The organism is Gammaproteobacteria bacterium (genome assembly GCA_013001575.1).
Taxonomy (GTDB): Bacteria; Pseudomonadota; Gammaproteobacteria; order Steroidobacterales; family JABDMI01; genus JABDMI01.
Window position 1 is genome coordinate 43,049 of sequence record JABDMI010000059.1, and the last position, 14,224, is coordinate 57,272.

Sequence of the window (14,224 nt, forward strand, 5' to 3'; positions counted from 1 at the left end):
GGTATAATTACTATCTGCCCCAAACTAACAGACAAACAAAAATGACTGAAAAAACCAGCTCTAACATCAACCCGGAATTATCCACACCTAATGCACAGGATGAATACACAGTTAGCAAAGCAGACTTACCTCTGCATTGCCCGACTCCAGGCATGAGTAAATGGAATTCACACCCCAAGGTCTTTATTCCTGTTGAAGATACCGGTGAAGCCCGTTGTCCCTATTGTGGCGCGATGTATTACCTGAAGTCCTAGTTAATTACAAGGCAACGTAAACACTGTGACCAAGCCAAGCAGCAAATTACCCATCAGCGTGTTCATTGTGTGTCAGGATGAAGAGCAACACATTGCACGCTGTTTACAAAGCTGTGAACGCATGCAGGAAATAGTTTTGGTGGATTCGGGGAGCAGTGACAAGACCCTTGAGATCGCAAATCAATATCCTGTTAAGATCTTGCACAATGCCTGGCCCGGTTACGCCAAACAAAAACAATTTGCCCTTGAGCAATGCACACAAGACTGGGTGCTGAATCTTGATGCCGATGAAGAGCTCACCCCGGAACTGGTCAACGAATTCGAAAAATTTATGCAGCAAGGGCAATACAGCGGTTTGCGCTGTTTACGTGAAGACTTGTTTTTGGGTCAACGTCCTTCGAAATGGGCGAAAAAATCTAATAACCTGCGTTTTTATAAAAGAAGTAAAGTTGCATTTGACGAAAATACCCTGGTGCACGAGACCGCTGAGCTAGATGGTGTAGAGGCGCGTACTGCAAAATCATTTTTGCATCATGGTTATGATGAGATTGAGTCGGTGATTGATAAACATAATCTTTATTCCAGTTTGAAAGCTAGTGAGAAATATCAAAAAGGAAAACGATTTTCCTACATGAAATTGATCTTGATATACCCGCTGACTTTTTTGAAAATTTATATTTTGCAACGAAACATTTTCTCAGGCATGCGTGGGTTCATATTGGCCAACAACGTCGCTTATTACTCTTTTCTAAAGGAATCTAAATTGTACGAGTTAGAAATCAGGCAAAAAAATAATTCCTGATCAGATAATTGCATTTAGTTTTTCAATTACATCCTCAACTTGTATCTGGGTCATGACCTCTGGATGTCTAACGCGTTGCCCCCATTTCAGGTCTTCAGCTTCTTTATATAGGTACTGACGTGCCGCTTGCGGATATTTATTCACCACTAAATGTTGATAGTGATAGGGTCCGGTGCGTAGCGGGTTTGAACCTGCATAGAGACCGATACAAGGGGTTTGGGCAGAGTTGGCCATGTGCACCGGACCGGAATCAGGGGCGATGACCAGATTGGCATTCTTGATCAGGGCGTAAAGTTGTTTGAGCGTGGTCTGACCAATCTGGTTTTGTATAGCCTTGCTGTTGCAAGAGGCCAGAATCAATTTGCCGTACTCCTGTTCCAGTTCACTAGGTCCGCCGGTCAATAGGATCTGGAAATCTTCGGCAATTAGTTTATTGCACACTTGAACATAGTTGTCGACAGACCAGTTACGGAAATTACGACTTCGTTGGCTGCTACAAGGGCTAATAATAACTGTGGGTTTATTTGCGATAATTTTTTGCGCATACTTCAGATCTTTATCCGGGATAGGTATGTGCCAATCGACTACCCTATGCTTTATGCCCAAGGTCTCGCAAAACCCGAACAAACCATCCATGACATGTTCATTTAGGGCCTGGTCAATTTTCTGATCACTGAATAACCATTGAAAATCCTTGGCTCTGGCTCGATCGAATCCAATGCGGGTTTTTGCTTTAATATAACGACTTGCAAGACTTGCGCGTAAGGCCACCTGCAGCATGAGCAATACATCAAACTCTCGCCCGGCAAGATCAAGCTGTAATTGCCGATGGGCTTTGCGTCCCTGACTCTTATCAAAGATAATGAATTCCACATTCGGGATGTCGCCGATTAAAGTTGCCTCCAATTTGCCAACGATCCAGGTGAACCGGGTATTTGGCCAGGTGGCTTGTAAAGTGCGCAGGATTGGCACAGTATGAATAACGTCTCCAATGGCCGAGAGACGCAAGATGCACACAGATTCAGGTGGTCGATCCAGTTTTAGCATAAAAATAATGAGTGAAGTACGTCAAAAAATTCTAACAGCCAGCGGGCGTAGCATTGTCATGCTATACGATTCCCGTTGGCAGGGCAAAATCTTGCCCGTGTACTTTGATCCCGATCATTGGCAGGCGAGTCCTGACACCGAGATATTGGCAAAGGGCAGAGGCACGACTTATAAAGTCCAATGTGAGTTTGACCGTCACGCCTGGGTATTACGACAATACCGACGCGGTGGTTTATTCGGGCGAGTCATCAAACAAAGTTACTTTTTCTCGGGTGAGTCAAGGGTGCGTTCATTCGCAGAATGGCGATTGTTGCAATCTTTGCGTGAGCAAGATCTGCCCGTACCGGAACCGGTTGCAGCCATGTATTTTCGTCTTGGACCATATTACAGAGCCGCCATCCTGACCCGGTATATTCCCGAGACCCGTACTTTAAGCCAGTTACTAAGCAAGCAAGGAAACATTCCCTGGTCCGGAATTGCCACCGCGATCCACCAACTGCATCGTGCTGGTCTTATACACGGTGATCTCAACGCCCACAATATCCTGATCGATAAAAATGACTCTGTAACTGTGATCGACCTGGACAAATCCGGATATTTACCCGGTATTGATCTAAGCAGCCAGCACCGCGCTAATCTTGAGCGTTTGCAAAGATCGGTCAATAAGGTCAGTACGCGTCCGGAGCAGACGCAGCAAAAGGACTGGGATGAGTTTATTTCTGCCTATCGAAACAGCTAGAGTTCTTAAAATTTAGATATCCGCATAAACATCGGCAAATTCATCAGGCAAGCGTTTAAAACGACGATGCACCCAGTAATAGTGACTCGGCTGTTTCTTGATGAATTCTTCAAATAATCTGTTAATGCGATTGGCGTCCTGGATGTCACCTTCGCCCGGAAAGTCTGACAAGGCTGGCAATAAATGTAAATCATAACCTTTGCCGTCATCACGTCGGTATTGCACAAATGGAATTACCGGAGCCTGAGTCATTTTCGCCAGTCGCATAGTGGCGACATTGGTCGGTGCGGGGTGTTGGAAAAACTCCGCGATAAGGCTGTTTTTACCACTGAAATTCTGATCCGGTGCGTACCAGACGCTAGCATTGGTTTTCAGACTTTTTAACATCCCGCGGATATTGTTTTTTTCTATAAGTTTATTACTGTAAAGGGCTCGTTTTTGTGTAATAAACTTTTCGAAATACGGGGTTTTGTGAGATCGGTAAACGGCATCAACCTTATGTTTCAGTCCTAGCAAGCGGCCACCCATTTCCAGCGTTGTGAAATGCGCACTGAGCAGGATCACACCTTTACCCTGAGCCAGGGCATCCTCCAGGTGCTCAAATCCATCGATTTGCAAAAGGGCCTCTAAGCGCTTATCCGACCACCACCAACACATCCCCAATTCCATGAAGGCCATACCCAAGGCCTGAAAATGCTTTTTCAGTAGATCATTTACAGCATTTTGATCCAGATCCGGAAAACATAATTCAATATTGCGTCGTGCAATTTTTCGACGTTGACTTACCAGTGGACGCATGATCTGTCCAAGTAATTGACCAAAGCTCATTAATAACTTGTAAGGCAAAAAACTGATCAGCCAAAGTAAAACGAGACCAATGCGTATACTCAGAGTGCGGAAAAAATCTTTCAAAATAAAGCCTGATGGAATGAATATGCCACATTGTAAATCATGCTTGGACAAACCACAGCCCAGCGTCAAGAATCTTGTTTTACGCTTGTGCTAACATATGCACTGATTTATTTCAGAGTGTCTTGAATATGAGCATTCGGGTTCCAGATTTTACCCAAGCCAGAATCCTGGTGATAGGCGACGTGATGCTAGACCGCTACTGGTCAGGTAATGCACGACGGGTATCCCCGGAGGCTCCCGTTCCGGTGGTCAATATTGACCTGCGTGCAGATCGTCTGGGTGGTGCCGCCAACGTCGCGTCTAATGTACAAGCCCTGGGCGCGCAAACGGCCTTATTAGGGTGGCTGGGGGATGATGAATCTGGAGATGCGGTAGAAAACTTGCTTCAAGAGAACAATATTCAATCATTGTGTTTGCGAGACCCTGGTATTGAGACCATCACAAAATTACGTGTGCTGAGTAAAAATCAGCAAATGATCCGTCTGGATTTTGAAAAACAATTTCCAGAGCGTCTGTCACGCACACTTAAAGATGCATTTGCGAAGGTTCTCAATGATTTTGAGGTTGTGATCTTTTCAGATTATGCAAAAGGCAGTCTGGTATCAATCAGTGACTTGATCACCCTGGCTAAAGCGCAACATAAAACGGTACTGGTCGATCCCAAGGGAACAGATTTCAAGCGCTATGCCGGAGCTGATTTCGTAACGCCCAACCAGAGTGAATTTGAAGCTGTGGCCGGACCCAGCAATTCAGAGGCTGAATTTGCGAATAAAGTCAGTGAAATCCGAAAACAAATGTCTGTGAATAATCTGTTGGTCACGCGCGGTTCGCGCGGTATGTACCTGGACATGGAGGATGGCGCGGTTGCGATCAAATCCGCGGCTAAAGAAGTACACGACGTAACCGGTGCGGGTGATACCGTAATTGCAACTTTGGCAACAGCCATAGCGAGTGGTGAGAGTAAAACGAATGCAGTTAAACTAGCCAATATTGCCGCAGGCGTTGTCGTAGGAAAAGTAGGCACCGCAACCCTGAGTCAACAGGAATTACGTAATGCATTGCAATTGCAGGGAATCGGTGGTCGAGAGTTACATGCACTTGATGAACTACAAAGAGTTGTAAAAAGTCTGCAATTGCAAAATAAAAAAATTGTCATGACCAATGGTTGTTTTGATATTTTACACTCCGGGCATATTGCCTTTCTGGAAGAAGCCAAAGCCCAGGGGGATTATTTGCTGGTTGCTGTGAATGACGATGCCTCAGTCAAGCGCCTCAAAGGGCCTGAGCGGCCAGTGAATAAATTGGCAGATAGATTGGCTTTACTAGCCGCATTATCAGCAGTGGACTGGGTGCTCCCCTTCAGTGAAGACACACCACAAGCATTAATTGGCAGTATTTTGCCCAATATTCTGGTCAAAGGTGGTGATTATAAAGTGGAAGAGATCGCTGGTGCCAGTGAGGTCATCAATGCGGGCGGCGAAGTGCGGATCCTGTCTTTCCATGCGGGTCATTCCACCACGCGGATCATCGACAAGATCCGAAATAACTAAGCCACATGCGTTTTTTGCTTGCGCTACTTGCGTACTTACTTCTGCCTTTGATGTTTTTTGCCATGCTTTGGCGCGGCATCAGGGCACCTTCTTACCGAAAACGTTTTTCAGAACGCTTTGGATTTTATAGATTCAAATCCTTGCAGCAATCGATCTGGGTGCACGCCGTGTCGGTGGGTGAAGTTCAGGCCGCGATCCCCTTGATTAAACGACTGCAACACACTTATCCAGATGAAACCATTGTAGTTACTACGCAAACGCCAACCGGCTCCGAACGGGTCAAAAAAGTGTTTGGCGATAGTGTGGTGCATTGTTATGTTCCCTATGATGTGCCCATTATTGTGCAGCGCTTTTTCAAACACATAAAACCACGCCTGGCATTGATAATGGAGACTGAGATCTGGCCACATATTTATGCCACTTGTGCAAAACAAAAAATCCCGATCATAATCGCTAGTGCTAGAATTTCGCCACGCTCCATTCAAAGTTATTTACGCTTTAAGGTCCTGTTTCGTGAAACCCTGAACCAGGCCACCTTGATCGCTGCGCAAACCAGCCGGGATGCCGAACGTTTTAAAATGCTTGGTGCCAGTGAACAAATAGTCAGTGTTGTGGGTAATTTGAAATTTGATTTCATGTTCGTGCCCAGTAATGTGCAGGAAAAAGGTCGCGAATATCGTAATAAGTATTTTTCAGACCGACCATCCTGGATTGCTGCGAGCACTCATGCCGGTGAAGAGGGGTTAGTGCTGGATGTGCACAAAGAATTATTGCAATCTTACCCGGATCTGGTTTTATTCCTGGTGCCCAGACATCCAGACCGCTTTAGACAAGTAGAAAGCATGTTGAAGCGATCAGGCCTGGAATACTGTGTACGCAGTAAGGACGAAATGCCACAGGCCACAACAGCCGTGATGTTAATTGATACTTTGGGTGAATTGCCCATGTTCTATGCCGCGTCCGACATCGCCTTTGTTGGTGGAAGTCTGGTGCCAATTGGCGGACATAATTTACTGGAGCCCGCGGCATTGTCATTGCCGATCGTGGTTGGTCCGCATACCTTTAATGCGCCCGAAATTTCCGAAATGCTGGAAGAGGTCGGTACGCTTGAGATGGTTTCTGATCAAAACGAGTTGTGTGAGGCGGTGCAAAAATTACTTGAAGACACTGAATTGGCCACGCTTGCCGGCAATGCAGGCAGAGAAGTCATTGCTGAAAACTATGGGGCTTTGGATAAGTTGCTTAATATTGTAAAAAACATCCTGAACTAAGAATTTTTTTACCTGGTACAAAATTACATATTTTTTTCAATATAAATTCTAACGCATATTCATAAAATCAATTCAGCAATGAATTGATCTCGTTCAAATGCGACTGGTCCAATAACCCGGAAGCACGATTAAGTCTCAGCATGTTCAACAGATAATCATAGCGGCTCTGGGCGTAATTTCGTTCCGCATCCAACAAACTACGACGAGAGTTCAAGACATCTACTGTGGTTCGCGTACCAACTTCAAAACCAGTTTCTGTAGCTTGTAAAGCGGTTTGTGAGGATTTAACCGCCTGGGCAAGCGCGCGCACACGTGACACATCAGACAATACATTCAGATAGGCATCTCGGGTGGCGCGTTCGGTCTCGCGGGTTATGCGTTCGACTCTTTCGATGGCGGCGCGGTGTTGATAGACAGATTGGCGAACCAATGAGCTGGTACGACCGCCACTGTAGATTGGTACATTCAATTGCACCCCGACAGATGTGCTGTTTCTGGCACCGTTACTGGAAATATTATTAATAAAATCATCGCGGTCTGAATCTGAACCACTGCGACTCAGACTCATATTCAATGTAGGGTAGTGGCCGGTTTTGCTGCTATCGATATCATCACGTGCGATCTTTGCACTCATGCGTGAAGACAATAGATTCAGGTTCTTTTCCATTGAGGTATCAACCCAAAAATTTTCAGACTCCGGGCTTGGTGGCCCCATCACAAATGTGCTTTTGGGTTTTGCAAGCTCTTCGGCTTTGCGCCCGATAATCTCACGTAAATTCTCTTTGGCCAAAGCCAAACGGCGTTTGGCGTCGATCTCACTGGCAATCGCCTGGTCATAGGCTGCTTGTGCCTCTTGCACATCGGTGATGGCAACCAGGCCAACTTCGAAGCGTGTATTGGTTTGATCGAGTTGACGCGCAATGGCTTCTTTAGAGGCTTGTTCGAAACTCAGTACGTCCTGCGCGGCAAGCACGGCAAAATAACTTTGCGCCACCCGAATGATCAGGTCTTGTCGGGCAATATCAAAATCCAGTTCGGATTTCAGAATGGTCTTGTCGGCACGTTTTAAATTGATCCAGCGATCCCAGTCAAACAGGGACTGTTGTAATTGCAATTGCCAGCTGGATGAAGTGCTGCTGTCATCATTCGGATTTCCCTGGGGGAAAAACTCACTTACCGAAGTACCCCGGCTGTCGCTCTGGTTGTAACCGGCACCAGCCGTAACCTGGGGTAGCAAATTACTGAAGGCCTGCGCACGGCTTTCATTGGTGGCAAGACGATTGGCATCGGCTTCACGCAATAAGGGATCACTTTGCAGGGCTTGTTGATAAATGCTGGCCAGATCGTCTTTGGCTAAAACCGGGTTCTGTAAGCCAAGTACCGTGAGGGCGATGAGGGCAATGGATAGTATTGGTTTATTGGTCATAAGGCATTTCCAAACTATGTTTGAAGATATATCCAGAATTTAAGTGTTATACATAACTATAACACCATATCACTTAGTGTCAAGTTGTCCAAATTGGCCGCAAAATCGAGTTTTGCAGCCTAAATTTATTAATATTGAGGTATCTCGGGCTCGACCTGCTCACTCCATGCATGTATACCGCCACTTAGATTAAACACCCGTGCATAACCATGGTGAGTCAGGTACTGGGCCACTTGCTGACTGCGACCACCGTGATGACACATCACAATAATGGTCTTATCTTGAGGCAATTCCTGCAGTCGCACCGGCACCAGATGCATGGGTATATTGATACTGCCATTGACCGCCGCCAGGTCCAGCTCCCAGGGTTCACGCACATCCAGTAATAGCGTATTTTCCGGTTCGGACTGCAGACGCGTAGCGCATTCTTGAACAGCTAATTGTGGTACCGGGTCGTGCATACAATTGTCCTGGGCGATGAAAGCGAAAATTTAAAAACTGAATTCAGGCGCACTCTTAAGCGGGTACACAGACATTTCTGTCTCAAACAAGCTTCTACGCAGAAACTCGTTTTCGCCAATGCGTTCAATCACCACACAGCTAATTAGCGGGGCTTCACCTTCAAAGAGTACTGCACGACCATTGATCTGCAAGGCTTGTTGTAAACTTTCGGGTATTCGACTAAATGCATATTGAGAGCTTATTGCAGCGTATTTCTTGGTTCCTGCTTGCAACGCAGTACCCCAGTCTAGTTGTTGGACTTGCAGGTTTTTGTAACCTAATCGATGGGCGGTATTACGAATTAGATCCAGAAGTTTTTCATCAGCGTCACACACCGTGACCGTTCCACCCAAAAAAGCCAGACAGGTGGCAAGATAGCCTACCCCGCCACCGAGCAACAATACCGGGTCATTTTCCTCAAGTTCCAAAGCCTGCAGGATCTTTCCTTGTACTGACGGGCAGGGCAACAGAAAATCATCACGAATAGCCAGAGAGGCGTCACTATGGGCGAGACGCTTGAATTTCTCGGGTAAAAATTCTTCGCGCGGAATATTGTGCATAGCATCAAGGACGGCAGGATCCAATACTTCCCAGGCCCGTACTTGTTGTTCAACCATTTGTTCGCAAGCATCTTGCATAATAATGTTCTTCTGGAGTTTAGTAATTAAAAACAGGCGACATTATACCGTTTTTGTTCATGTCAGAATTGCAATCCAGGATCCAAAATATCACTATTCTTAGTTAAGACCTCCAATCAATATCTCAAAGGTTAAATGGCCTATCACAAGGAAACGTGAAAACCATTTGTATAGGTATAAAATGTGCTGTAAATTAGCGTAAGTAAGCGTAAATCTGGCATAAACCCATAACAACAACAGTGTTAGATTCATCACAAAAAAGTCTACTGGTAGTCAGAATTAGAACAAAAAGCCCACTAACCGGACAAAAAATACCCAAAAAGTGACCTGGTTCAAACTATTTGTTCGTCTAAATTGTTAATTTAGTCTCCCATTTAGGAGATTTTTATTAACAATTTACTCTGGTTCGATTGAAAATTTTTACTGAAAACAGCAACTTATGATTTCAGAATAAAACATACGTCGCACCAGACTGATAGGAGCAAGGTCGGGAACATCCAAGGATATTTCCACAAGACCATGAGAAAAGGTTGAAAGGAAAAAACAACAATTCAAATAATCCTGTATCAGGATCAGAGTCAGCGAACACGCCGCCTAAAGAGGGTAGTGCGAGTCGCCCTTTGGTCGAGCCCGGTGAAAACGCAGACGCGAATCTAAACTCTGACAATGTCAAGAGTCTTTCAGGACATAAGCAAGATACTAGAGACAAGGACGAAATTTCCGGCACCTTGTCGCGCATGATGAATCTTCTGGATGAAACCAGTAATTCACTTCAGGAACGTGAGCAAATGTTCCGCTATCTGGCTGAAACCGTTCCCAGCCCGATTTGTGTGTTACATGATGAAAAAATACTTTTTGCAAACTCGGCATTCGCTGATCACATGGGTATCCCGCAAAAGCATTTAGTGCAACGCGCGCTTACCGATTTTATTCACCAGGAAGATCATTCAACCCTGGAAAAAGCATTTGCAGATACCAATGGCAGCAGTGTTCCGCGGCGTTATCAAGCGCGTTTAATTAACCGCAATGGTCGTTTTATTCCACACAGCGCGCTGGCGCGTGTGGTCAGTTATCGCGGCTTGCGAACCGTGATCAGCAGTTTTTCCGATCTTTCTATCCGTGATTCTCTAAAACACCAGATCGATAGAGAAAAAATTAATGCAGTAAATGTTTTAAACAGTTTGAAGGTCGGCATTATCGTTACCGACCAGGACGGTGTGATCACCGAGTTTAATAACCAGGCAGAAGAAATACTCGGGCGTCGCAAAGAAGAAGCACTCGGTAGTCATTCTTCACTGGTCATGCACCTGGTGAATGCCGATGATCATCGCCCGGTGTCTGATCCGGTTTCACAAATATTACAAACCAAAGAAGCGCTCATACATTCTGATCAAGTGCTCATCCAGCGTGGTGATCTGAACTCGTTCTTGCCGGTTCGGGTAACCGCGAGCGCTTTATTTGATGCGCGCAGAAATCTACTTGGTACGTCGGTCTTGTTGCAAGACGCTGCTGGCAATAATGAAATTTCTGAAAAACTCACCTATGAGGCAACCCACGATCCTTTAACCGGATTGATCAACCGTCGCGAATTCGAACAACGCCTGGGTCAAGCCATGCGCGAAGCGGTGGCCGGTGAAAAGAGTCATGTTCTGTGTTACCTCGACTTGAACAACTTCAAACCGATCAATGATTCTGCCGGTCACCGTGCCGGTGATGATGTGTTACGCCAGGTCTCGGAGAAGCTCGCCGATGTTGTACGTGACACCGACTCGGTGGGTCGACTGGGTGGCGATGAATTTGGCGTGTTGCTGTATGGCTGTCCTCTAACCAAGGCCAGAGAGATTGCCCAGGAGATCTGTGAAACCATTTCTCATCAGGTTTTTCGCTGGAACGACGAGCGTTTCTCCCTGGGTGTTGCGTGCGGCATGGTTCAGGTCAGTCAAGACGCATTGTCGATCTCCGAAGTCCTGAACTCGGCCGATACCGCTTGTTACATCGCAAAAGAACTGGGTGGTTCACGCTACCATGTATTTACTGAAGAAGATGCGCGGGTCGCTCGTGACCAGGGCAGCGTGGTGTGGCAGCACCGTGTGCAGGAAGCCATGACACATAATCGTTTTGAGTTGCATGTGCAAAAGATTGCCAGCCTGCGTTCACTCAGTGATACCGCAATGATGCACACCCGCACCTCGGTTATGCAAACAACCTCACAACGACCCGTTGCTGAAGTCACGGTGCGCTTGCTGGATGAACAAGGCACGCGTTATCGTCCGGAATTATTTATGCCGGCGGCACGTCGCTTTGGTCTGTTAAGTGCCATTGACCGACTGGTGGTGAAAAATACTTTCTACGCCATCGCCCGCGGACTCATTGTGCTCAAAGAAAACGAATCATGCAGTATTAATCTATCTGCAGAAACATTTTCCGATTCCGAATTTTTAAATACTGTGGTTGAAGCATTTGATGAATACGGTATTAATCCGCAAAATATCTGCTTTGAAGTACCTGAGCCGGATGTTATTGCACACCTGGATGAGGCCAAACGCTTTATCCGTGTTTTGAATGATCTTGGTTGTCAGTTTGCCCTGGATGACTTCGGTCGCGAACTGCAATCATTCACCTATCTCAAACAATTGAATATTCACTTCCTCAAGCTTGACGGTTTTTACGTTCGCACCATCGTGGAAGACGAGGTCAATCGCGCCATGGTCGCGGCAATGATCAAACTGGCTCACAGTCTGGGCATGAAAGTGATCGCCGAACAGGTCGAGAGCCAGGCGGTCTTGGATATCCTGGGTGAACTGGGTGCCGATTACGCTCAAGGTTTCGCAATCGAGAACACCCACTCTCTGCCAATCTAATATCTTCTCGTTATCCGAACAATTCTCGGGTAATCATGCCTAAAAAATGCCCGAGTCCCGGGTTTTACAGCATCTTGTTGTGCATTTTGTTAAACTGCGCGGATTGTCACGGGCGGGCTGTTGGTTTTTTCAACAATTATTGATCGCACCACGTCTCTTGTTCGTGCACACACCAGCATAATGATAATTTCCAACAAGGGGACGCTACATGCTTACGTCAAATTTAACGCCGATGATCCTGGGGGCAGTCGGTTTATTGGGTGCATTTATTTTGTACTCGATCATCATAAAATCACCTGCCGGTGAAGGCAAAGTTGCCAAGATCGCCGAACAGATCCATTCGGGCGCCATGGCCTTTATGCGTCGTGAATACTTGCTGTTGTGGGGATTCGCCGCAGTCATCATGCTGGTTATGGGCTTTAGTGATCTGGGCTGGGACACCTCCTTTGCATTTTTGGTGGGCGCCTTATGTTCGTCGGTTGCCGGTTTTATCGGAATGTACACCGCGACCCGCGCCAATGTTCGCACAACCGTGGCAGCGCATGAGAAGGGCGCTGGCGCAGCCTTGCAAATAGCCTTTTACGGCGGCTCGGTCATGGGTTTGACGATTGCCGCCATGGGTCTTTTGGGCCTGGGCTTTTTGTACTACATCTATGGCGGAACCCCGGAAGGCGCTGAAACAATTCACGGTTTCGGTATGGGCGCTTCTTTAGTGGCGCTATTCTCGCGGGTTGGCGGCGGTATTTTTACCAAGTCAGCCGACGTCGGTGCCGACCTGGTCGGTAAAGTTGAAGCCGGTATTCCGGAAGACGATCCACGTAACCCGGCTGTGATCGCGGACAACGTTGGTGACAACGTCGGCGACGTTGCCGGTATGGGTTCGGATATTTTTGAATCCTATTGTGGTTCCATGATCGCGAGTATTGCGATTGCCTCAACCATGGCGGCCGATGTTATTGCCGATATGGGCATGCGTCAAAACCTGATGAGCTTGCCCTTAATGCTCGCTTCAGTGGGTTTGATCTGCTCGATCATAGGTATATTTATGGTCAAATTCTTTTCTTCCAGTGAACCTGCCAAAGCCTTGCGTATCGGTACCTTTGGAAGTGCGGTGATCTTCCTGGTCGCGGCTTATCTGGTGGTTTCAAAAATGGGTATTTCCAACGGCGTGTACTACGCGGTACTGCTTGGTACTGTGGGTGGTGTGGTCATCGGATTGATCACCGAATATTACACCGGCGGTGCGCCAGTCAAGAAAATTGCCAAAGACGGTGAAACCGGACCAGCCACAGTAATGATCTCGGGCTTGGCCATCGGTATGCAATCGGTGGTGATTCCGGTCTTGACCATTTGTATCATCATTTTCTTTGCCGATAAATTTGCCGGCTTATACGGCGTGGGCATTGCCGCCGTTGGTATGTTGGCCACGGTTGGTATCACCATGGCCATCGATGCCTACGGCCCGGTCGCTGATAATGCCGGTGGTATTGCCGAAATGGCAGGACTCGGTGCAGAGACCCGCAAGATCACCGACTCGCTGGACGAAGTGGGTAATACCACCGCCGCGATTGGTAAAGGTTTCGCGATCGGGGCTGCGGCTCTGGCGGCCTTGGCCTTGATCACGGCTTTCATCGAAGTGGTTTCACATCACAATCCGGACTTTGCCTTATTGATCAATAATCCGATCGTACTTATCGGAATGTTCATTGGTGCGGTGTTCCCGTTCCTGGTGAGTTCCATCACCATGCGCGCGGTGGGTGACGCGGCTTTCGACATGATCAAGGAAGTACGCCGACAATTCAAAGAGATCCCGGGTCTACTTGAAGGCACCGCCGAGCCAGACACGGTGCGTTGTATCGAGATCGCAACCAACGCCGCCTTGCGTCGTATGTTCTTGCCGGGTCTACTCGCGGTTCTAGGACCCGTTGTGGTCGGTTTCGGACTTGGCGCGGAAGCGCTGGGTGGCATGCTCGGTGGTGGCTTGCTGGGCTGTGTGATGATGGCGCTGATGATGGCGAATGCCGGCGGCGCCTGGGATAACGCCAAGAAATACATTGAAAAAGGTAATCATGGTGGCAAGGGCTCGGTTGCGCATAAAGCCGCCGTGGTTGGTGACACCGTTGGTGATCCGTTCAAGGATACCTCGGGGCCTTCCATGAATATTTTGATCAACGTAATGGCAATTGTGAGTTTGGTCATAGCGCCTTTGCTATAATACGAGCT

12 protein-coding genes are annotated in these 14,224 nt (G+C 47.2%); 7 read left to right on the forward strand and 5 right to left on the reverse strand.

Translation table 11 applies throughout. The features are described from left to right. The first annotated feature begins 41 nt into the window (after nt 1-41). Complete coding sequence (locus tag HKN88_05585; GenBank protein NNC97526.1) at nt 42-254, forward strand: zinc-finger domain-containing protein; 213 nt, start codon at nt 42-44, stop codon at nt 252-254. Between the two features lie 25 nt (nt 255-279). Next, complete coding sequence (locus HKN88_05590) at nt 280-1,056, forward strand: glycosyltransferase family 2 protein (GenBank protein ID NNC97527.1); 777 nt, start codon at nt 280-282, stop codon at nt 1,054-1,056. On the opposite strand, the gene HKN88_05595 is transcribed toward HKN88_05590, so the two are convergent. Beyond that, entirely contained in the window at nt 1,057-2,103 is a 1,047-nt protein-coding gene (locus tag HKN88_05595) for a glycosyltransferase family 9 protein (GenBank protein NNC97528.1), read from the reverse strand. It lies immediately after the preceding gene. Nucleotides 2,104-2,110: 7 nt separating this feature from the next. Here HKN88_05595 and HKN88_05600 point away from each other — a divergent pair, with 7 nt between their 5' ends. Beyond that, on the forward strand, nt 2,111-2,842 hold the full coding sequence (locus HKN88_05600) for a 3-deoxy-D-manno-octulosonic acid kinase (GenBank protein NNC97529.1): 732 nt from the start codon (nt 2,111-2,113) through the stop codon (nt 2,840-2,842). Between the two features lie 12 nt (nt 2,843-2,854). Here HKN88_05600 and lpxL read toward each other — a convergent pair whose 3' ends face one another. After that, nucleotides 2,855-3,754 carry an LpxL/LpxP family Kdo(2)-lipid IV(A) lauroyl/palmitoleoyl acyltransferase gene (gene lpxL / locus HKN88_05605; GenBank protein ID NNC97530.1) on the reverse strand — a complete coding sequence of 300 codons (900 nt, stop codon included), beginning with the start codon at nt 3,752-3,754 and terminating at the stop codon, nt 2,855-2,857. Between the two features lie 128 nt (nt 3,755-3,882). Here lpxL and hldE point away from each other — a divergent pair, with 128 nt between their 5' ends. After that, entirely contained in the window at nt 3,883-5,304 is a 1,422-nt protein-coding gene (gene hldE, locus HKN88_05610) for a bifunctional D-glycero-beta-D-manno-heptose-7-phosphate kinase/D-glycero-beta-D-manno-heptose 1-phosphate adenylyltransferase HldE (GenBank protein NNC97531.1), read from the forward strand. Between the two features lie 5 nt (nt 5,305-5,309). Beyond that, nucleotides 5,310-6,575 carry a 3-deoxy-D-manno-octulosonic acid transferase gene (locus HKN88_05615; protein NNC97532.1) on the forward strand — a complete coding sequence of 422 codons (1,266 nt, stop codon included), beginning with the start codon at nt 5,310-5,312 and terminating at the stop codon, nt 6,573-6,575. A 67-nt stretch (nt 6,576-6,642) separates the two neighbouring features. On the opposite strand, the gene HKN88_05620 is transcribed toward HKN88_05615, so the two are convergent. The 3 genes from HKN88_05620 to HKN88_05630 form a co-directional block, all read right to left on the reverse strand. Continuing rightward, nucleotides 6,643-8,001, reverse strand: a complete 1,359-nt coding sequence (locus HKN88_05620; GenBank protein NNC97533.1) for a TolC family outer membrane protein — start codon at nt 7,999-8,001, stop codon at nt 6,643-6,645. A 128-nt stretch (nt 8,002-8,129) separates the two neighbouring features. Then, the gene (locus HKN88_05625) at nt 8,130-8,462 is read right to left on the reverse strand and encodes a sulfurtransferase (protein ID NNC97534.1); all 333 of its coding nucleotides are present in this window, start codon (nt 8,460-8,462) and stop codon (nt 8,130-8,132) included. Between the two features lie 30 nt (nt 8,463-8,492). Continuing rightward, entirely contained in the window at nt 8,493-9,140 is a 648-nt protein-coding gene (locus tag HKN88_05630) for a hypothetical protein (protein ID NNC97535.1), read from the reverse strand. 530 nt (nt 9,141-9,670) lie between these two features. Here HKN88_05630 and HKN88_05635 point away from each other — a divergent pair. Both HKN88_05635 and HKN88_05640 read left to right on the forward strand, forming a co-directional pair. Next, nucleotides 9,671-12,001 (forward strand): EAL domain-containing protein, encoded by a 2,331-nt coding sequence (locus tag HKN88_05635; GenBank protein NNC97536.1) that lies wholly within the window; start codon nt 9,671-9,673, stop codon nt 11,999-12,001. A 208-nt stretch (nt 12,002-12,209) separates the two neighbouring features. Continuing rightward, the gene (locus HKN88_05640; protein ID NNC97537.1) at nt 12,210-14,216 is read left to right on the forward strand and encodes a sodium-translocating pyrophosphatase; all 2,007 of its coding nucleotides are present in this window, start codon (nt 12,210-12,212) and stop codon (nt 14,214-14,216) included. Nucleotides 14,217-14,224 lie beyond the last annotated feature (8 nt).

Excerpts from the sequence above, each read along its gene's own strand:
- HKN88_05585 (NNC97526.1), top strand. The coding sequence starts at position 42 with ATGACTGAAAAAACCAGCTCTAACATCAACCCGGAATTATCCACACCT.
- hldE (NNC97531.1), top strand. The coding sequence starts at position 3,883 with ATGAGCATTCGGGTTCCAGATTTTACCCAAGCCAGAATCCTGGTGATA.
- HKN88_05615 (NNC97532.1), top strand. The coding sequence starts at position 5,310 with ATGCGTTTTTTGCTTGCGCTACTTGCGTACTTACTTCTGCCTTTGATG.
- HKN88_05620 (NNC97533.1), bottom strand. The coding sequence starts at position 8,001 with ATGACCAATAAACCAATACTATCCATTGCCCTCATCGCCCTCACGGTA.
- HKN88_05625 (NNC97534.1), bottom strand. The coding sequence starts at position 8,462 with ATGCACGACCCGGTACCACAATTAGCTGTTCAAGAATGCGCTACGCGT.
- HKN88_05640 (NNC97537.1), top strand. The coding sequence starts at position 12,210 with ATGCTTACGTCAAATTTAACGCCGATGATCCTGGGGGCAGTCGGTTTA.
- HKN88_05630 (NNC97535.1), bottom strand. The coding sequence starts at position 9,140 with ATGCAAGATGCTTGCGAACAAATGGTTGAACAACAAGTACGGGCCTGG.
- HKN88_05600 (NNC97529.1), top strand. The coding sequence starts at position 2,111 with ATGAGTGAAGTACGTCAAAAAATTCTAACAGCCAGCGGGCGTAGCATT.
- HKN88_05595 (NNC97528.1), bottom strand. The coding sequence starts at position 2,103 with ATGCTAAAACTGGATCGACCACCTGAATCTGTGTGCATCTTGCGTCTC.